We start from the raw sequence: 19,974 nt of genomic DNA, 5'->3' as shown, positions 1-19,974 counted from the left end.
GGAGAGTAGACAGATCTTCAGACCGATCACAAGCTCATATCCCGGATATCACACAGAAATTACGGCGTGTGTCCGATCGCCTACCAACGGCGCCACTATGTCCGCGTTGATGGGTTTTCACACCCCTCCGGAAGCCGGCCGGGCGACGTTCCGTCAGCGCGCCGCCCGGCGTTCCGCCACCTCGCGTCAGTTCGCCGGGGGCGCGGAAGGAGCGTGCGGCGGCGTATGCGGGGAGCGGCTCTCCGGAGTGAATTCGACCGGGAGTTCCCGCAGGCCACGCATGATCAGACCGCCCCGCCAGCGCAGATTCTCCGGGCTTTCCGCGAGCTGCAGATCGGGCAGCCGGGAAAGCAGCGTGGCCAGTGCGGCACGCCCCTCCAAACGGGCCAGCGGGGCGCCGATGCAGTAGTGGATGCCGTGCCCGAACCCCAGGTGCGGATTGTCCGTCCGGGCCAGGTCCAGGGTGTTCTCGTCCGCGAACCGGGCCGGATCGCGGTCCGCGGCGGCCAGCACCACCAGCACCGGATCGCCGACCGGGATGTCCACCCCGCCGATGGTCACCGGACGCGTCGCGAACCGCCAGGTCGCCAGCTCCACCGGCCCGTCGTAGCGGAGGAGTTCCTCGATGCCCGTCTCCAGCAGCGCGCTCTCCCCGCGCGCCACCGACTCCTGCAGCAACCGGCGCTGGTCCGGGTTGCGCAGCAGCGCGTACGTCCCGTTGCCGATCAGGTTCACGGTCGTCTCGAAACCCGCGAAGAGGAGGATGAAGGCCATCGCCGCGGCCTCGTTCTCGGTCAGGTGCTCGCCGTGGTCGCTCGCGCGGATCAGGCCCGAGATCAAGTCGTCCCCGAGGTCCGCCCGCTTGCGGTGGATCAGCTCCAGCAGGTACGCCCGCATCCGCTTCACCGCCCGCCCCACGCCGCCCCGTTGGCCGCCGCCGTGCCGGATCATCATCCCGGCCCAGTCGCGGAAATCGTCCTGGTCCTCGGCCGGCACGCCCAGCATGTCGCAGATCGCGTAGATGGGGAGCGGGAAGGCGAACTCGTGGATCAGGTCCGCCGAGCCGCGCTGCGCGAAGCCGTCGATCAGCCGGTCGGTGAGCTGCTGCACCCGCGGCTCGAACTCGGCCACCCGGCGCGGGGTGAACGCCTTCGACACCAGGCGGCGCAGCCGGGTGTGGTCCGGCGGGTCGATGTTCAGCAGGTGCGTCATCAGGTCCGCCTGCCGCTCCCCCGGAATGCCCACCCGGCCGGTGCGGTGCGCCTGCTCGCTGTGGTGCGCCGGGTTCTTCGAAAGCCGGGCGTCCGCGAGCGCCTGCCGGGCGTCCGCGTACCTGGTCACCAGCCAGGCCTCGACGCCGCTCGGCAGCTTGGTGCGGTGCACCGGGGCGTGCTCGCGCAGCCAGGCGTAGGCGGGGTACGGATCGGCGGCGAACTCCCAGGTGAACAGCTGCGGAGCGGCGACGTCGGACTGCGGAACTTCGGCCCCGGGCTGCGGAGCGGCGACGTCCGACTGCGGGGCGGCGGCGTCCGACGGGGTGGCTGCGGGCCGGGCGGGATCTGCGGGCGCGGTTGCGTCGGACGCGGTGGCTGCGGGCCGGGCGGGGTCGGGCTGAGCTGGCATGGGTCGACCGTATCCGCTGGGTGCGCTCCCCCTCCGCCGACGGCTCGCGACCCCCGTGACAACGGCGTACGACGGGCGCGCCAACACTCCGTGGACGACCCGTGGACGGTCCGTGGACAGCTCTTGGACAGCTCTTGGCCGGACGGCGGGCGTGAGCCTGGTCACCTGAGGGGTAATCCCTGTTGCGGAGGGTCAGGTCGTGCCTACGATCCTCCGCAGTACGCGTGGGCGCCGGTGCGGTGTCGCCCACAGGGAGGAGCAGACCATGCGGGTCAGCGGGTCAGTCGTCGTCATCGCGGTACTCGACGGCGGGTCGGGCGCCGACCTCGCCCGCCGGTTCTCCGCGGCCGGCGCCGCCGGAATGCTGATCGCCGACCAGCACGTCGGCATCGCCGAGGACCTCGCCGCCGAACTCGACCGGCCGGGCTGCCCCGTCGTCGGCGTCTCCGGCGACATCCGTCGCCCCAGCGACGTCGCCGCCCTCGTCGACACCGCGGAGAAGCACCTCGGGCCGATCGACCTGTTCGCAGTCGCCGGCCCGGACGGCGAGCGGATCGTCTCCCTCGCCGACCTGCCCGACCACCTCGACCTGGAACGCCTCGCCGAACTCGTCGTCCTCGTCGGCGAAGCCATCGGCGAACTCGTCCCGCCGCAGCGGCGCCCGGTGGAGAGCACCGCCACGGCGGCCTGAGCGCCTACTCCCCGTCCGGCTCCACGCCGGGCTGCCCGACCGGCTTGAGGCCCTCGGCCGCGCGCACCGCGTCCCGGTAACCGCGCGCGGCCGAGCGCAGCGCCGCGTCCACGTCCACCCCGGCGTCGTGCGCCCGCTGCGCCACCGCGAGCAGCAGCCGGCCCGCCGACTCCTCGGTCAGCTCGGCCGGCAGCTCGTACGGCTCGTCCGGCACCCCCGCGAAGCCCGACCGGCGCACCCGCGACACCAGCTTCGCCGCGTACGCCAGCGCGGGCAGCCCGGCCGGCACGCCGTCCAGCACCGACTCGCGGTCCGCCTTCTCCGCGGCCTTCAGCTGCTCCCAGTTCGCCTCCACCTCGGCGGCGCCCCCGGCCTCGACGTCCCCGAACACGTGCGGGTGCCGGTACATCAGCTTCTCGACGATGTCCCCCGCCACGTCGTCGATCGAGAAGGCCCCGGTCGGGTGCTCCTCGGCGATCCGGGAGTGGAAGAACACCTGGAGCAGGACGTCCCCCAGCTCCTCGCGCAGCGTGTCGCGGTCCCCCTCCTCGATCGCCTCGACCAGCTCGTACGCCTCCTCGACCAGGTACTTCACCAGGCTCTCGTGCGTCTGCTCGGCATCCCACGGGCAACCGCCCGGCGAGCGGAGCCGGTCCATCACCGTCACCAGGTCCAGCAGCCGCGCCCCCGGCAGGTCGTACGAACCCGGCAGCACCTCGATCTCCGGCACCTCACCGGCCCGCTCCACCGCGAGCCGCGCGAGCGCGTCCGTCAGCCCCGGATCCCCGTCCGGACTGCCCAGCCACACCGTCGCCCCGGCCCCGGCGGGCTGCTCGGTCAACAGCCGCGCCAACGCGGGCGCCGAACCGGGCGCCACCACCTCCACCACGACCCCGGCCTGCCGGACCGCCGCCACCTGCGGATGCCCCTCGTCCGCCACCAACACCCGCCCCGCCGCCCGCAACGCCTCCCACGCCGGCCACGCCAGCAACCCGGGGGCCACCCGGTGGGTCGTGGTCAGCAGAATCAACTTGGCACCGGGAACATTCGTCGTCACACCCCGAACCTACCCGCCCACCGCGGCCACCTGCGGCCCTCGCCCCACCCACCCCACCCCACCCGGTGGCCCGGGTGGGCGCGGGACGACACACCCCGCCCACCGGACGTCGACCAGCCCGGCGGTCGAACGGCGGAGCCGGCCTCATCCCCCACGCAGCCCTCGGCGGTCCAGAACCGCGGGACGGTCGAAGCTGCCCGCAGCGAGACCCTGCCCCAGAAGTCGGACCCGCCGACTTCCCACTCCGGCCAGTCGGCGACGGGGAGCGGGATTGGCGGAGGCAGCGCACGAGCGGAACAACGAAGTCCCTGCGCCGCATCAGAGATCGGCCCAGCCCACTTCCCACTCCCCGCCCGCGGAGGGCCATCGGGTGAGGTGGGGGGTGGAGCGGTGAGCGGTCCGCGAGGCCGCGAGGCCGCGAGGCCGCGAGGGCCAAGACTCCGAGCCCCATAGGGGCGCCACAGGAAGTCGGTCCCACCGACTTCCCACTCCCCGCCCCGGTCGCAGGCCAAGGGGTGAGGGTTGAGGGCGGAGAAGGAATTGCCCCGGCTGCGGTCGGGGCCACGGAGTGAGGTGAGGGGGTGAGGGTGGAGGGGGAACCGTCCCGCTGGCGTCCTATGACCGGCCTGTGGGTGGGGGCCAGGGGGTGGGGTGGGGGTTGAGGGTGGAGAGGGACTGGCGGAGGCGGCGGACGGCGGGGTGGTGGGGGCCGTCGCGGCGTTCGCGGTCGAGGAGGAGGGGGAGCAGCCACTGCCAGGCGTTCTGCGGGTCGCCGGTGGCCGCGAGGTGGAGGCCGATGCGTTCGCGCAGGTCGTAGGTCCGCTCGGGGTCGGTGTCGAGGCCGGATTCGAGGCGGGCGGTGTGGGCGGTGAGGAGGGCCTGGTACTCGGCGAGGGCTTCGGCGCCGTGGCCGAGGTGTTCGAGGCAGATCGCTGCGCGGTAGCGGTGGTCGAGGCCCTGGGGGCCGTGCGGGCCGCCGTCGGCGGTGGCGGCCAGGCGGCGGTACTCGGGGAGGGCCTGCCGGGAGTGGCCCTCGTGGAGGAGGGTGCGGGCGTAGATGGTGCGGATGGTGCGGACCAGGGGTGCGGCGTCACCGAGTTCGGCCTCGGCCCGGGGCAGCAGGCCGACGGCGAGGTCGAGGACCTCGGTGTGACGGCCGGCGTCGACGAGGTCGGAGAGACGGGCGCACTGGGCACCCAGGTCGGGGAGCGACGGCGGCGGAGTGGCGGGAGCGGGCGGAACCACCGGAGCCGCCGGTGCGGACGGTCCGGACAGGACGGACGGACGGGACGGGACGGGCGTGCGCAGGAACGGGCTCGGTTCCGGGCGGACCGGCGGGGCCGGGGCGACGACGGCGGGTTGCGGTTGGTGCGGGAACCGGTACGGCCGTACGGGGTCGGGCAGCGGCGTGTAGCGGGGCTGCGGGGTGCCCGTGGCCGGGGGCAGCAGCGGGAGCAGCCGCCCGTACACCGTCTGGGCGTCGGCGGGGCGGTCGGCGGGCTGTTTGGCGAGGAGGTCGAGGACCAGCCGCTCCAGTCCGTGCGGCACCTCGGGGCGCAACTCCCGCAGCGGGACGGGCGGTTCGTCGACGTGTCGGCGCAGGACGCCGAGCGCGGTGGGCGCCCGGAACGGCTCCTCGCCGGCGAGCATCTCGTGCAGCAGGCAGCCCAGCGCGTAGAGGTCGCTGCGCGGGTCGGTGGTGGCGGCGAGGGCCTGTTCGGGGGCCATGTAGGAGGGGCTGCCGACCGGCACGCCGGTGAGGGTGAGGCGGGTGGCCTCGGTGTCGAGGGCGGTGGCGATGCCGAGGTCGAGCAGGACGGTGCGGCCGTCCTCGCGGACCATGACGTTGCTGGGCTTGAGGTCCCGGTGGACCACCGGGATGGCGTGGACGGCAGCCAGCGCGGTGCAGACCTGGGCGGCAACGGCCACGGCGCGCTCGATGGGGAAGGGTGCGTCCTCGGCGATGATGTCGGCCAGGCTGACGCCCGGGATGCGCTGCATGACGAGGTAGAGCTCGCCCTCGTCCTCGCCCGCGTCGAAGACGGTGACCAGTCCGGGGTGGTCGAGCGCCGCCGTGACCCGGCACTCGCGCAGGAACCGGCGGCGCAACTCGTCCCCGTGGCTGCCGCGTTCGCCTCCGGTACGGCCGGTGCCGCCGGGGAGCAGGTGCTCGGGGCGGAGCAGCTTGACCGCGACCGCGCGGTGCAGGCGTTCGTCCCGACCGGCCCAGACCTGGCCCATGCCGCCGTGGCCGATCTTCTCGGTGAGCCGGTAGCGATCGGCGATCAGCCGGGTGGTGGTCACGGCTGGTCCTTGCGGGCCTGCCGGCGCAGCAACTCGCCGAGTTCGCGCAGGTCGTGGGCGGTCCCGGGGGCCGGGGCGGCGGGCGCGGAGGGAGCCCCCGGCGCGGTGGGAGCGGCAGGTGCGGGACCGGCGGCCGGCGCGGGTGCGCCGTACCCGGGCACGGTCGCCGCGTACGGCGTGGCGGGCGGCGAGCCGTACGCGGGGTAGGGCGCAGCGGCCGGTGCCGCGTAGGGTGCCGCGTACGGTGCTGCCGCCTGCGGTGCGGGCCGGCCGGACTCCCACACCGCGCGGCGGTCCATCAGCAGGAAGTGCGCCGTGGGCACCAGCCACAGCACGACCAGGGTGATCTGGCCGGTGGTGTCGGCGGTCGGGTCCTGGAGGCTGCCGGCGATTCCGGCGGAGACCATCAGGGTCAGCAGCAGCGCGCAGAACACCACCGCGCCGACGATGTCGTACGCCCGTCTGCGCCGGACCGCCAGCACCAGCGAGGGGACGACGCCGAGCAGGCCGACCGTCAGCAGCGGGGCCAGCGCGCACGCGACCCGCACGGGCGTCCCGAATCGGCCGGGCACCGGAGCCCGGCCGGTACCCGGCGCCGCGCCCGCCGGCGGAACCGCGCCCGTCGCCGGAGCCGCGCCCGGCCCGTACGGCGTGCCGCCGGGCGGCGGTCCGAACTGCCCCGGGTACTGCCCTGACATGCGCGCTCCTGAGCTGGTGAGGACCGGTGGCGGTGCGAACGGTTCAGCACACCGTACCGTCCGGCCCGGTCGGCCCGGAGGCCTTCCGTCCGCTCGGTGCCGCATCGGTATCGCGCCGGTACCGCCCCGCTACTGGGCCGCCACCCGGCCGACGGCGGACCGCCACTGAGCCTGCGTCACCTCATTCGGTCGGCGGCGCCAGGGTGCCCGTCGCCAGTGCGTCCGTCGCGCCCTGGACCAGGGTGCGTCCGAGGGCGGCGGCCTGGCCGAGCGCGGTGTCGAAGGCGGCGAGGCCGGCGAAGGCGGCGCCGAGCCGCCGCTGGGCGGGGAGCGGGAGGCGGGGCAGCTCGACCCGGCGGATGTCGAGGCGGGCGGTGGTGGTGGCGTGGCTGGCGGCGCGCCGGGTGCCGGCGGTGGAACGGAAGTGGCCGGCCAGGAACTCGGGGTCGAGGGCGCCCGGGTCGGGCCGCAGCAGGTGGAGTTGGCGTCCGAGGGCGGCGCCGACCAGCGGGCCCTCGGCGGGGACGACGCGGGCGGTGCCGCCGCCGAGGGCGGGGACGAGGACGTCGCCGGGCCGGGTGCGGACGTCCCCGGCGGGGCCGGTTCCGGTGGCGAGGACGGTGCTGGGCGCGGCGCCGGTGGCGAGGTCCTGGTCGGTGACGACGAGGGTGCCGCCCGCTGCCTCACCGGCCGCTCCCGTACGGCCCGCTCCCGCCCCCGCCGAGCCGGTGCCGGTGCCGGTGCCGGTGCCGGAGGAGTACACCTCCAGCGCACCGCTGCGGACCAGTTCGCCGACGGTGACCACGCCGACGGACCCGGCACCGGACTCGGCCCCCGCCGCAAAGGCCGGTGCGACGCCCGCCGCGACGCCCGCTTGCCCACCCGGCTGCGGCAGCAGCGCGACCGGGTCGGCCAGGCCGGCCAGGAGCTCGGCCAACCGGCCGGCGACGTGGGAGAGTTCGGCCGCGCCGCCGAGCGGGGCGGCGGGCGGGACGTGCCGCGCCGGGGAGAGGTCGGTCTCGTCGTCGAGCAGGTCGATGGCGGCCACGGCCCGGTGGACGCCGGGGCGGTCGGCCGGGACCGGCAGGCCCTCACGGGCTGCCAGGTCGAAGCCGCGCCAGGCGCCCAGGACGGTGCGGCGCAGCTCTGGCCAGTCGACCTTGTCCCGCCCGCCCTCGGCGGCGGGCGCCGCCGCGGCCCCGCTGGCCAGCGCCGCCCGGGTGGAGTGCGCCGCCCCGGCGTCGAGCAGCAGCACCTGGCGGAAGTCGTCGCCCGGCCGGGGCGCGCGCAGCACCCACAGGTGCAGCGGGACGCCGTACGGCGGGGCGGCTCCGGCGGGCAGCGCGATGACGGCGCGCAGCGCGCCGGAGCGGAGCAGTTCGGCGCGGACGCGGCGGCCGGAGCGGCGGGTGGCGACGGTCGGCGGGAGCAGGAGCGCGGCCAGACCGCCGGGGCGGGTGTGGGCGAGGCAGTGCAGCACCCAGGCGAGTTCGGACTCGCCGCGCGGCGGCACGAGCCCGCCGGGCCAGCGGGCGTCGAACTGCAACTCGTCGTGGCCCCAGTCGCGTTCGTTGTACGGCGGCTGGCAGAGCACGGCCTCGAAGGTGTCGCCGGGGTAGCCGTCGGCCCGCAGGGCGTCGCCGGTGCGCAGTTCCAGCGGGAGCGGGCCGGGCTCGTCGCCGGGGGTGTGCAGGGCGAGCCGGAGTCGGGTGAGGGCCGCGGCGACCGGGTCGGCGTCCTGGCCGTAGCGGGCGGTGGTCGGCGGGTGTGCGAGGAGGACGGCACCGAGGCCGACGGCCGGGTCGAGCACCGTGGCGGGAACGCCGGCGACGGCGGCGAGCAGTTCGGCGGCCTCCGGCGGGGTGGGGCTGAGCTGCCGGGTGTTGGCCTCGGCGTGGCGGGTGAGCAGCTGCTCGTACGCGCCGGCCGGGCCGGCGTCGGCGGCGAGCGCGGCGAGCCGTCGGGCGAGGTCCAGTTGGGTGCTGCCGAGCAGGCCGGGGAGGCCCAGGAGGCGGGCGCCCGCCGGGCCGAAGGTGTGAACGGAGGTGTCGGCCACGGCCCGGGGCAGCGCGAGGGCGAGCCGGGTGTCGGGCTGGTCGGCGAGCTCCGCCCAGCGCGTGGGCGCCCGGTGCAGCAGCAGGAGCAGTGCGCCCGCCTCGACCAGCGGGGCGGCGGGGTGGCCGGCCGGGTCGCGGAGGGTGTCGACGAGCTGCCACACCTGCTCCAGCAGGGGGAGTTCGGCGATCTTGCCCTGGGCGCGCAGCCAGGAGTCCACGTCGGCGAGCGCGAAGGTCGGGCTGGCGTCGGTGCCGCCGACCGGGCGGGGGAAGTCGGGGTGGCGCCTCCGCCAGTTGCTGACCGCGGCCCGGCCGACGCCGGCCAGCCGGGCGATCTCGACGGCGGTGACTTCGGGGCGGTCCGGCACGGGGGCCTCCTTCGATGGGGGCTGTGGCCACACAGCGGGGCACTGTGACCACACAGCATAGCGATGCTCCTCACGATCAGAGTTCACATGTGAACAGAGCTCTTTCTCGAATCATCGTTGACAGGGTTCACAGCCGGGTGATGTGATTTCTCCGTCGCCACCGACCGGGGGCGACACGGGGAAGACCACCGATCACCGGGAGACACCCATGTCCACGACCGCCCGCCGCACCGCCGTCCGCCGCTCCACCACCCGCCGCGCCGCCGCTCTGCTGCTGGGCGCCGCACTGGTGACGCTCTCCGCGACGGCATGCAACTCCACCGGCGGCTCCTCCGTCTCGACCGAGGCGAAGCAGACCGCAGCCGCCCCCGCCGCCGGCACCGACGCCGCGAAGCCGGCCGAGAGCAAGCCGGCCGAGAGCAAGCCGGCCGACACCGCCAAGGCCCCCGCCAAGGTCGGCGACACCATCGCGCTCAAGGGCAACGACCCGGCCGACACCGCCGACGTGACGCTGGTGAAGGTGGTCGACAACGCCGAGGGGGCGGACGAGTTCACCCACCCGGCCGACGGCAAGCGCTTCGTGGCGATCCAGTTCCGGATCAAGGCGAGCGGCAAGAAGGCCTACAGCGACGCGCCGGGCAACAGCGCCAAGGTGGTGGACGCCCAGGGCCAGGCCTTCGGCACGACGATCGCGGACACCAAGGCCGGCCCGAGCTTCCAGGTCCCCGCGAACATCGCTCCCGGCGAGAGCGCCCTCGGCTTCGTCACCTTCGAGGTGCCGAAGGACGCCAAGCTCGACAAGGCCCAGTTCGGCCTGGACAGCGGCTTCGCCCCGCAGACCGGCCAGTGGAAGCTCGGCTGACGGCCCCGTTCACAGCCGTCGGGGCCGCAGAACGCGCAACGGCGGCCCCGGGCCGAAGCCCGAGACCGCCGTCGTGGACACCCCTGAGGGCGGTGCTACTTCTTCGCCCCCGCCAGGTCGTCGAACATGGCCGACAGGAACTCCCGGCACCAGCCCAGCAGTTCCCGGCCGACCAGCGGCTTGCCGCCGATCCGCCCGGTGCTCGGCCGGGGCACCAGGAGCTGCTGGGCCGCCGCCTTGACCTGGCTGCGCGGGTAGAGCCGGTTCAGCCGCAGCTGCTGGGACTCCCGCAGCTCCACCGGCCCGAAGCGGACGTTGGAGCCCTGCAGGGTGATGTCCGAGATGCCGCACCGCCGGGCGTACAGCCGCAGCGCCGCGACCAGCAGCAGGTTCTCCACCGGCTCGGGCAGCTTGCCGTAGCGGTCCACGAGTTCGTCCCGGACCTGCTTGATGTCGTCCTCGGAGTTGACCGCCGCGATCGAGCGGTACGCCTGCAGCCGCAGCCGCTCGCCGGGCGCGTAGTCGTGCGGCACGTGCGCGTCGACCGGCAGCTCGATCTTCACCTCCAGCGGCTCCTCCTCCGGCTCGCCGCCGCTCGCCAGCGACTCGCGGAACTCGGCCACCGCCTCGCCGACCATCCGCATGTAGAGGTCGAAGCCGACGCCCGCGATGTGCCCGGACTGCTCGCCGCCGAGCAGGTTCCCGGCGCCGCGGATCTCCAGGTCCTTCATCGCGACGTACATGCCGGCGCCCATCTCGGTGTGCTGGGCGATGGTGGCCAGGCGCTCGTGCGCGGTCTCGGTGAGCGGCTTCTCCGGCGGGTACAGCATGTACGCGTAGCCGCGCTCGCGACCGCGCCCCACCCGGCCGCGCAGCTGGTGCAGCTGGGAGAGACCGAAGGTGTCGCCGCGCTCGACGATCAGGGTGTTGGCGTTGGAGATGTCGATGCCGGACTCCACGATCGTGGTCGACACCAGGACGTCGAACTCCTTCTCCCAGAAGTCGACGACGACCTTCTCCAGCGCGGTCTCCCCCATCTGTCCGTGCGCGGTGGCGATCCGCGCCTCGGGCACCAGGTCCTTCAGCCGGGCGGCCGCCTTGTCGATCGACTCCACCCGGTTGTGGATGTAGAACACCTGGCCCTCGCGCAGGAGTTCACGCCGGATCGCGGCCGAGATCTGCTTCTCGTCGTACGGTCCGACGAAGGTCAGCACCGGGTGCCGTTCCTCCGGCGGGGTGGTGATGGTGGACATCTCGCGGATGCCGGTGACCGCCATCTCCAGGGTGCGCGGGATCGGGGTCGCCGACATGGTGAGCACGTCCACGTTGGCCCGCAGCTTCTTCAGCTGCTCCTTGTGCTCGACGCCGAAGCGCTGCTCCTCGTCGACGATGACCAGGCCGAGGTCCTTGAACCTGGTCTCGGAGGAGAACAGCCGGTGGGTGCCGATGACGACGTCCACCGAGCCCTCGAACAGCCCCTCCAGCACGGCCTTGGCCTCGCTGTCGGTCTGGAAGCGGGACAGCGCCTTCACCGTCACCGGGAAGTTGGCGTACCGCTCGGCGAAGGTCGAGAAGTGCTGCTGCACCAGCAGCGTGGTCGGCACCAGCACCGCCACCTGCTTGCCGTCCTGGACCGCCTTGAACGCTGCCCGCACGGCGATCTCGGTCTTGCCGTAGCCGACGTCGCCGCAGATCAGCCGGTCCATCGGGACGGACTTCTCCATGTCGGACTTGACCTCGGCGATGGTGGTCAGCTGGTCCGGGGTCTCCGCGTACGGGAACGCGTCCTCCAGCTCCCGCTGCCACGGGGTGTCCGGGCCAAAGGTGTGGCCGGGGGCGGCCATCCGCGCCGAGTACAGCTTGATCAGGTCGGCGGCGATCTCCTTGACCGCCTTCTTGGCCCGCTGCTTGGTCTTCGCCCAGTCCGCGCCGCCGAGCCGGTGCAGCGTCGGGGCCTCGCCGCCGACGTACTTGGTGACCTGGTCGAGCTGGTCGGTCGGCACGAACAGCCGGTCGCCGGGGTGGCCGCGCTTGGCCGGGGCGTACTCCAGCACCAGGTACTCGCGGGTGGCGCCCTGGACGGTGCGCTGCACCATCTCGACGTACTTGCCGACGCCGTGCGCCTCGTGGACGACGTAGTCGCCGGCGGCGAGCGCCAGCGGGTCGATCGCGTTGCGGCGGCGCGAGGGCATCCGGCGCATGTCCTTGGTGGAGGACTTCTGGCCGGACAGGTCGGTCTCGGTGATGACGGTGAGCTTCAGCTCCTCGTCCACGAAGCCGTGTTCGATCGAGCCGCAGGACACGTGGACGACGTCCCGGGTGGGCGCCTCGGCGAGGTCGGCGACCAGCCGGGCCGGGATGCCCTCGTTGCCCAGCACCTCGGCGAGGCGGGAGGCGGGCCCGTGCCCCTCGGTCACCATGACGACCCGCCAGTCGGCGGCCAGCCGCTCCTTGGCGTCGGCGATCGCCCGCGCGGTGTCGCCCCGGTAGGCCTCGACGGCGTGCATGCCGAGGGTCAGCGTGTTGGCGTCGAACTCCAGGATGCCGTCGACGGCCGACTCGCTGGTCGCGAACGGGCTGACGGACCACCAGGGCAGCCCGATCTCGGCGGCGTGCTCGCGCACCTCGGAGAGCGAGCGCAGCGAGGCGGCGGAGACGTCGATCGCCTCCAGGTCGATCGGCCGGTCGCCGCCCGCCGCGGCCGCGACCCAGGAGGCGTGCAGGAACTCCTGGCTGGTCGCCACCAGGTCGGCGGCCCGGGTGCGGACCCGCTCGGGGTCGCAGACCACCGCGACCGAGCCGAGCGGCAACACGTCGACCAGCAGCTCCATGTCGTCCACCAGCACCGGCGCCAGCGACTCCATGCCCTCGACCGCGATGCCCTCGGCGATCTTGTCCAGGATCTCGGCAAGTCCGGGGTGCTCGGCGGACAGCTCGGCGGCCCGCGCGCGCACCTCGTCGGTGAGCAGCAGCTCACGGCAGGGCGGCGCCCACAGGCCGTGCTCGGCGATCTCCAGCGAGCGCTGGTCGGCGACCTTGAAGTACCGGATCTCCTCGACCTCGTCGCCCCAGAACTCCACCCGCAGGGGGTGTTCCTCGGTCGGCGGGAAGACGTCCAGGATGCCGCCGCGGACGGCGAACTCACCGCGCTTCTCGACCAGTTCGACGCGGGCGTAGGCGGCTGCGGCGAGGCGGCGGGCCACCTCCTCCAGGTCGTGCGACTCCCCCCGCCGGACGGCCACCGGCTCCAGCTCGGCCAGGCCCTTGACCTGCGGCTGCAGGACCGAGCGGACCGGGGCGACGATCACCTGCACCGGCCCGGCCGCCGGGTCGTCCGCCCGCGGGTGGACGATGCGGCGCAGCACGGCCAGCCGGCGGCCCACGGTGTCCGAGCGGGGCGACAGCCGCTCGTGCGGCAGCGTCTCCCAGGCGGGGAACTCGGCGACCGCGTCGGCGGGCAGCAGCGAACGCAACGAGGCGGCCAGGTCCTCGGCCTCCCGGCCGGTGGCGGTGACGGCCAGCACCGGACGGCCCCGGTCCCCGGCGGCCTGCCCGGCGAGCGCCCGGGCCAGTGCGGCGATGGCGAACGGCCGGGCGGCGGGCGGTCCGACCAGGTCCAGGTGGCGGCGTCCGCCGGCCGCGGCTCCGGTGGCGGTGGCCGCCTCGATCGCCTCGGCGAGCGCCGCGTCCCGCGCGACGACATCGAGCAGTCCGGTCAGGCTCATCTGGGGTCTCTTCTTCGTCCCGTGGCTGGAGCTGCCCCCGGGCGACGAGGGCCCGCCAGGGCAACACGAACGGCCCGGCACGCCGAGCGGCCGGGGGTCTCCAGACTACGCCGCGGCAGGGACACGCACGCGGCGTACCGCCCCGGCGGGGCCGGGCGGGGACGAACCGCCGCCCGGTCCCCTTCCTCCGGCCCGGGCGCCGCCCTCCCCCGACCGGCCGCGGCCCACCCCCGGCGGGGGCGCGTCCGGGGACGAACCACTGGACGGCGCACCGGCAGGAACGCCGACCGGAACGCCGGACCGGCGGGTGGACGAACCAGCCGGACACCGCGCCCCACCCGCCACGGCCATCCGCCACGAACTGGACATACTCCGGTCACTGGCCGTCCATGGAGATCGCGCACCATGGTGAACGTGCCCGCCGCACCCAACCGTGGGGGATGGCTGTGGCGGCACTGTCGCACCCCCGATGGGGGTCGGAGGTGCGAGGCCGGGCGACCCTGGGTGGGGGCGCCCGCCCAAGCGCCGGGAACCGTGGCGCCCTTTCCTGGAGGGCGCCACGGGTCTCGGCCTACTTCGTTTCCCCGGCCGGCGCGCGGTTCGCCGCACCGGCCGGCCACCGATGCGGGCCACCGATGCGGGCCACCGATGCCAGCCACCGTTGCGGGCCACCACTGCCGATCACCGATGCGGGCCGACTGCACAGCGAGGCCCCGACCGCCCGACAGGAGGCGGTCGGGGCCCGGGACGGGACACTCACCCGGCCGCTCGCGGGCGGGGCGGCCGGGCGGCGCCGTGGCGCGCAGCCGCCGGAGGACCCGGCGCGCCGTCAACGGCGACGGTAGCTCACGGTGTTGGGGGTCGCGTAGCCGCTGCCGTCGTCGACGATGATGATCTTCGGGACGATCCGGGTCTCCTCCTCCGACTGCCACGGGGCACCGGCTCCGGCCTTCCCTTCCGTACCGCCGTCCCCGTCGACCGCCGCGTCAGCCGTCGCTTCGGAGGGCGAGGCGGACGGCGACGCGGCCTGCGGGGACGGCGGCGACGCGGGCTTCGGCGGGACGGCGGCCGGAGTGACCGGACCGGTCACCACGGCCTCGACGGACGCCTTGGCGGCGCCCCCGCCGACGACCGGCGAGCGCAGCGCCGTCGTCGCCTTCTCCGCCGCCGTGCCCGTGCCCGTGCCCGCACCCGCGGCCCGCAGGGCGGTCGGCGCCTGCCCGGAGGTCGAGGCCTTCCGCAGGTTCGTCACCGGGATCTCCCCGGTGTCCGCCTCCGAGTCCACCGGCCCGGCATCGGCGACCGCGTCCGTCGGAGCCGGAGCGGAGTCCGGTGCCGACGCCGGCGCCGGGGCCACAGCCGGGACAGGCGCCGCGGGAGCCGCGGGAGCCGCGGGAGCAGCCGCCGCGTCGGCCACCGCCTCGGGCTCGATCTGGCCGACCGCCGCCCCGGTGAGCGAGGCCAGCGTGGCCTTGATGTGGTCCAGGTGCTGCTGCACCGTGTCCAGCCGGGTGTCGAACTCGCGCTGCTCGCGCTCGCTCGCCGCGTTGATCTTCTCGGCCTCCCGGCGGGCCTGCTCGATCAGCTGGTCGGCCTTGGCCTGGGCGTCCGTCTCCTGCTGCTTGATCCGGTTCAGCACGGTCTCCCGGTGCTGCTCCGCCTCCTTGACCCGGCGCTCGGCGGTCGAGGAGACCTCCGCCTCCTCGGCGTCGGCCTCGGCCTGGGCGGCGGCGAAGGTCTCGTCGGCCTTGCGGCGCCGGGCGGCCAGCTCGGCCTCGGCCTGCTCGCTGGCCTCGGCGGCGGCGACCCGCACCTTGGCGGCGTAGGCGGTGGCGGAGTCCCGGGCGGCGCGGCTCTCACGGTCGGACTCCGAGCGGATGCCCTCGGCCTCGGCGCGGGTGCGCTCGTCGGTGCGGCGGGCGGCCGCGTCGGCCTCGGTGCGGGTGGTGGTGGCGTACTCCTTGGCCTCCCGGTCGAGCGTCTGCCCGGCCTCGTAGACCTCGTCGCGCAGGTCCTCCGCGAAGCGCTCCGCCTTCTCCCGGACGGCGCGCGCCTCGTTCCCGGCCATCACGGCCAGTCCGGCGGCCTGCTCGCTGAGCACCTGGTAGTCGGGCTCCGGAGCCTCCTCGGCGGTCCGGCGGATGTCCTCCAGCCGGGCCTCCATCTGCCGGATCCCGGCACCCAGGACGCTGAGCCGTTCCCACGCCTCGTCGCGCTGCGCGGTGAGCGCGACGAGCGCTCGCTCGACCTGCTCGGGCGCGTAGCCGCGCCGTGCCTGGGTGAAGCCGTACTGGGGGACGGCGTCGCTCATGGGCTCTTCCCCTCGTTCGCGGGCTGCGGAGCCCATGATCGGACGGAACGGCCGGATCCGGAACCGGTTCGGTGCCCGGGGCCGGATTCGGTCGTCGTGCGGACCGGAATACGTCGAGGACCGGACGAATAGACCCATCCTCTTGACCTATTTTGCGCAGATCTGGGCGAAACCCCAACGAGGCACAGCCACGGCGGCACGCCGGAGGGGCCGTCCCGGACACCGGAACGACCCCTCCCCACCTGCGAGGATCCGCGACGGTCCGCTACAGCAGACCGTCCCAGAACTGCTCCAGCAGCACGGCCCACCACGTGTCCGCGTTCTGCAGGGCCGCCGGGTCGATCGCGGCGAGCTGGGCCTGGAAGTCGGTCGTCCAGCGACCGGCCTGGTCCGGCGTCAGCCCGTACCGCAGCCGCCACATCCGGCCCAGCAGGGCCAGCGCGCGGACGAACTCCGGTACACCGCTGTTGACGAACCGGGGCGGCTGGCCGGTTCCATCGACGTCCACCGCGACCACGTTCGCGGTGCCGTACTGGACACAGAGCTGGCGGCCGTAGTCGTTGCCGAGCACCAGGTAGCCGCCGAAGTCCGGGCCCCCGGCCAGGCCGCGCTCGGCGGCCAGCTCGGCGAGCGTCGGGATCGGACGGCCCTCCTGCGCCTGCGCCCAGAAGAACGGCCCGAAGTCGCGCGGCAGCCCGGCCCACATCAGGGTCTGGGACACCGGCTCGGGCACGCCCTGGCGGGAGACGGCCCGCTGCTCGTAGCGGAACACGTTCTGCCCGAAGGCGGCGCCGACCTCCTGGGCCAGCTGCTGCGGCGGGAGCGGCGGCAGCGCCTGGACCGTCCCGGGCGCGGGCGGCGGCACCCGGAACGGGCGGACCCGCTGGGCGCCGGAGGCCAGTTGGTGCAGCTCGTCCAGGTGGTCGAGCAGCTCGGCCATCCCCGCCTGCCGGGACGCGTGGTCGCGGCCGTACGGGGCGGTGTGGGTGAGCCGGACGTTCGGCCAGGACGCGGCGATCATGCGGTTGCAGTACCCGCCGGGCAGGTCGCACGACTCCAGCTCGGTGTAGAGCTCCAGCACCTGCTCCGGCGGCACGTTGAGCCGGCGCAGGTCCTGCAGGATCTTCCACTCCGGGTGCGGGGTGCCGGGCTCGCTGCGGTGCAGCAGCTTCTGCTCCGAACCGTCCGGGCCCCGGTAGCTGAGCGCGGCGAAGTAGCCCGGGCCGACCGCGGGCACCCCGGGGGGCACCGGCGCGGCCTGCGGCGAGCCGGTCACCGCCGCCGGGGGGACGACCCCGGCGGCGCCGCCCGCGTTCGGGTAGCCGTAGCCGGCCGCGGGCGTGGCCGGGGCCGCCGGACCGCCGGGCGGCGGCGGGACGGCGGGGCCGCCGGACGGCGGGGTGCCCGGGTCCGCCGGGCCGGCGCCCAGCAGGGCCGGGTCGATCGCGCTCGCCAGCTGGGTCGCCTCGTACGCCACCCCGGCCGAGGGCGTGCCACCGGCCGGAGTGCCCTGGGGCGCCGGGGCGCCGCCGCGCAGCCCCGCCGGGGGCGGGGGCGGCGGGGCGGAACCGGCCCCGCGACCGCCGGGGGCGCCGGCGGGCGTGCCGGAGCCCGCGGTGTGCTTCAGCTCGGCGGGCGGGGGCGGCGGCGGGGCGGAGGCGGCCCCGCGACCGCCGGGGGCGGCGCCCGCACCGGGCGAACCGGCGGGGCCGCCGCGCAGCGCGGCCGGCGGGGGCGGCGGCGGGGCCGAGCCCGGGGCGCGGCCGAGCCCGCCCTGCGGCGCGCCGGCGGCGGGCGTTCCGGTGGGCGGGGTGCCCGGGGCGCCGGGCAGGCCGGCGAGGCCGGGGGCTCCCCCGGGCGGGGCCAGCATCGTCGGCGCGTGCTCCACCGGCGCACCCGGCGGGGTCGCCGGCGCGCCGGGCAGGCCCATCAGCCCGGGCATGGCGTCCGGCGGCGCGAGCAGCGTCGGCGCCGGTTCGGCAGCCGGGGCCGGGGCGGGTGCCTGGGTCGGCGGTGCGGCCGGGGGCTGGGCCGCTGGCGGCTGGGCGCCGGACGGCGGGACCGGGGGCATGCCGTAGCCGCCGCTCGCCGGCGGCATCAGCACGGTCGCGGCCTCGGCACCCGGCGCGGGCGCGTCGGGCAGGTCCGAGCCGGTGGTCCGCAGTCCGTCGGGCATCAGGACGGTCGCCGCCTCGGCACCGGCCGGAGGCGCGGGCGGTCCGGCGGGCGGTCCGGCGGGCGGTCCGGCCGGAGCGGCGGTCGGCGGGACGGGCATGGCGGCCTGCGGCTGCGGCGCGGCGCCCGGCCCGTCGAAGCCCGGCGGCGGGGCGAGCATGGTCGGCGCGTCCCCGGCGGGCCGGTCGGAGACCGGCGGCTCGGTCAGGACGGCGGGCGCGGGCGGCACCGGCGGGGCGAACGGCTCCTCGACCGGCACCGGAGCGGGCGCAGGCGTCGGCGTCGGCGTCGGCGCAGCAGCGGGCGCAGGCGCAGGCGCGCCGGCCTGCGGGGCGGCCGGACCGCCCGCCAGCCGCTCCGCCTCCGCCGCGATCGCCGCGGCCCCCGCCTCCTGCAGCCACTGCGGCGGGCTGAGCAGGAAGGACGTCGCCTCCACCGGCCCCGGCGCGGGCTTCGCCGCCCCCGCCGGGTTGGCCGCGACCGGCCGCCCGTAGATCTCCTCGTACTGCCGGACCACCTCGTTGACCGGCAGCGCCGGCCAGAGCGTGCTGGCGCCCGTGTCCCGGGCGATCACCAGCCGCGCCTCGCCCGAGCCACCGCCCGGAGCGACCGAGCCGTCCGGCCCCACGGCCCCGGCCGCGTTCCCGGTGCCGTCCCCGGGCGGCATCGCCCAGCAGACGAAGCCCAGGTCGAACTCCCGGACCCGCACCTCACGCTGTTGCGAGCGCGGCACCCCGCCGTTGATCCACTCCTCGGCGAGCTCCTGCGCCTGCGCGTACGTCACCACGCCCGGTTCACCCCTGTCCGCATCCTCGTCGTCCCCCGTTCCACCAGCACCACCACGTCCACCGCGATCCCGCGCATCAGCCCACCGGGACGGCCCGGGCGAACCCGCCGTCCACCATCAGCTCGGCAACCGTCTCCAGCTCCGGCGGGCTGCCCGCCAACCGCAGCAGGAAGGCGTCGAAATCCTCGCCGCAGGGCAGCAGCAGTCGGGCGCAGCGGTCCTCCGGGGTCTCCGGGCCACCGGTGTCGCGGGCGTCGTCGTACAGGTGGAACCAGACCGAGCCGGTCCGCTCGCCACGCACCTTGAGCGCGACGAGGCCGCCCTGCGCGTAGGCGACCGCCAGGTAGTCCTTGGTGAGGTGGTCGCGCAGGCACTTGTTGGCGTACACGACGTCATCGGTGCCGTACTCCTCGGTCAGCGTCAGGAACGGCTGGTCGAGCAGCAGGCCGAGGTCGGTGTCCAGCGCCACGCCGACGGGGGCGCGGCCGCCGCCCAGCTTGAGGAAGGTGCGGTAGGCGCCGGGCAGCCGGTAGCCGAGGCGCTCCTCGGCGCGCTGCACCAGGTCCTCGGGGACGCCGATCGGGTCGCCGCCGTCCTTGGCCAGCGAGAAGTGGACCGGACGGCGCTCCTGCAGCGGGCGGGTGCCGCGCCGGGTGTGGTCGGCGGCGGAGGTGGCCAGGCCGCCGTGGTGCCGCAGCAGTGCCTTGACCTCGACCGGGACGAGCTCCATCCGCCGCCAGCCGGGGGCGGCGCGGCCGACCGCGTGGTGCCAGGTCCAGCCGGGCGGGGTGGCCACGGCGGTCTCCAGGTCGGCCCAGAGCGGGTGGCCCTGGGTGTAGAGCGCGGCATTGGCCGAGACGTAGTCGGTCAGCCGCAGTTCGTCCACGCCGAAGCCCTCCGGCGGGTCGGCGACCTCGGCCGCGGCGGCGGCGTACGGGCCGAAGTCCGGGTAGCCGTACTCGTCCACGCTGACCCCGGCGGGGTGCCGCTCGGCACGGACCGGATCCGGGAACTGCACCACCTGACCTGCGTACGCCGCGTTCGGTGCGGCGGCGACGCCGGGCCGACCTGTCGTCATCTGGGAGCCCCCACTGGCTGCTGCAAATACTCGGTGCTTGCTGGCACCAGCCTAGGGGGTCCCCTCAAGGCCCGGACCCCCGCCTTTGGACAACCCGCGCCCCCGGGGACCGCCCCGCCGACCGCTCGCGTCGGCCGCCCCGGCCGCGCCCGGCGGGGTGCGGCCGGGGCACGCCGAGCAGTTCGGGGACGTCCCGTCCGACCGGCCGGGAACGGCCCGGCACGGTGACCGGGATGAC

At 75.5% G+C, this 19,974-nt stretch carries 11 protein-coding genes; 2 read left to right on the top strand and 9 right to left on the bottom strand.

What is annotated here, in order from left to right:
• Positions 1–186: 186 nt before the first annotated feature.
• Entirely contained in the window at positions 187–1,623 is a 1,437-nt protein-coding gene (locus ACZ7KX_RS32060) for a cytochrome P450 family protein (RefSeq protein ID WP_470329512.1), read from the bottom strand.
• 265 nt (positions 1,624–1,888) lie between these two features.
• Here ACZ7KX_RS32060 and ACZ7KX_RS32055 point away from each other — a divergent pair, with 265 nt between their 5' ends.
• Positions 1,889–2,314: an SDR family NAD(P)-dependent oxidoreductase gene (locus tag ACZ7KX_RS32055; protein WP_396552900.1), complete on the top strand. Its 426-nt coding sequence runs from the start codon at positions 1,889–1,891 to the stop codon at positions 2,312–2,314.
• 4 nt (positions 2,315–2,318) lie between these two features.
• Here ACZ7KX_RS32055 and ACZ7KX_RS32050 read toward each other — a convergent pair whose 3' ends face one another.
• The 4 genes from ACZ7KX_RS32050 to ACZ7KX_RS32035 form a co-directional block, all read right to left on the bottom strand.
• The gene (locus ACZ7KX_RS32050; protein ID WP_470329511.1) at positions 2,319–3,371 is read right to left on the bottom strand and encodes a nucleoside triphosphate pyrophosphohydrolase; all 1,053 of its coding nucleotides are present in this window, start codon (positions 3,369–3,371) and stop codon (positions 2,319–2,321) included.
• Between the two features lie 615 nt (positions 3,372–3,986).
• The gene (locus tag ACZ7KX_RS32045; protein ID WP_470329510.1) at positions 3,987–5,675 is read right to left on the bottom strand and encodes a protein kinase domain-containing protein; all 1,689 of its coding nucleotides are present in this window, start codon (positions 5,673–5,675) and stop codon (positions 3,987–3,989) included.
• Complete coding sequence (locus ACZ7KX_RS32040) at positions 5,672–6,373, bottom strand: hypothetical protein (protein WP_470329509.1); 702 nt, start codon at positions 6,371–6,373, stop codon at positions 5,672–5,674. The genes ACZ7KX_RS32045 and ACZ7KX_RS32040 overlap by 4 nt, the downstream gene beginning before the upstream one ends.
• A 181-nt stretch (positions 6,374–6,554) precedes the next feature.
• Positions 6,555–8,798, bottom strand: coding sequence for an N-6 DNA methylase (locus ACZ7KX_RS32035; protein ID WP_470329508.1), 2,244 nt, complete (start codon positions 8,796–8,798; stop codon positions 6,555–6,557).
• Positions 8,799–9,006: 208 nt separating this feature from the next.
• On the opposite strand from ACZ7KX_RS32035, the gene ACZ7KX_RS32030 reads away from it, so the two are divergent.
• A complete protein-coding gene (locus ACZ7KX_RS32030; protein WP_470329507.1) occupies positions 9,007–9,660 on the top strand; it encodes a DUF4352 domain-containing protein in 654 nt (217 codons plus the stop codon).
• Positions 9,661–9,755: 95 nt separating this feature from the next.
• Here the strand turns inward: ACZ7KX_RS32030 and mfd are convergent, their stop codons facing one another.
• The 4 genes from mfd to ACZ7KX_RS32010 all read right to left on the bottom strand — a co-directional run bounded on the left by mfd (position 9,756) and on the right by ACZ7KX_RS32010 (position 19,736).
• A complete protein-coding gene (gene mfd / locus ACZ7KX_RS32025; RefSeq protein WP_470329506.1) occupies positions 9,756–13,385 on the bottom strand; it encodes a transcription-repair coupling factor in 3,630 nt (1,209 codons plus the stop codon).
• A gap of 829 nt (positions 13,386–14,214) precedes the next feature.
• A complete protein-coding gene (locus tag ACZ7KX_RS32020; protein ID WP_470329505.1) occupies positions 14,215–15,696 on the bottom strand; it encodes a hypothetical protein in 1,482 nt (493 codons plus the stop codon).
• A 265-nt stretch (positions 15,697–15,961) separates the two neighbouring features.
• A complete protein-coding gene (locus ACZ7KX_RS32015) occupies positions 15,962–18,658 on the bottom strand; it encodes an SUKH-4 family immunity protein (protein ID WP_470329504.1) in 2,697 nt (898 codons plus the stop codon).
• A gap of 76 nt (positions 18,659–18,734) precedes the next feature.
• A complete protein-coding gene (locus ACZ7KX_RS32010; protein WP_470329503.1) occupies positions 18,735–19,736 on the bottom strand; it encodes an HNH endonuclease in 1,002 nt (333 codons plus the stop codon).
• Between the last annotated feature and the right edge of the window lie 238 nt (positions 19,737–19,974).

The organism is Kitasatospora sp. NPDC038210 (assembly GCF_055600605.1).
Note: the sequence above shows the minus strand (reverse complement) of the source record. Positions and strands in the feature narration are given on the sequence as shown.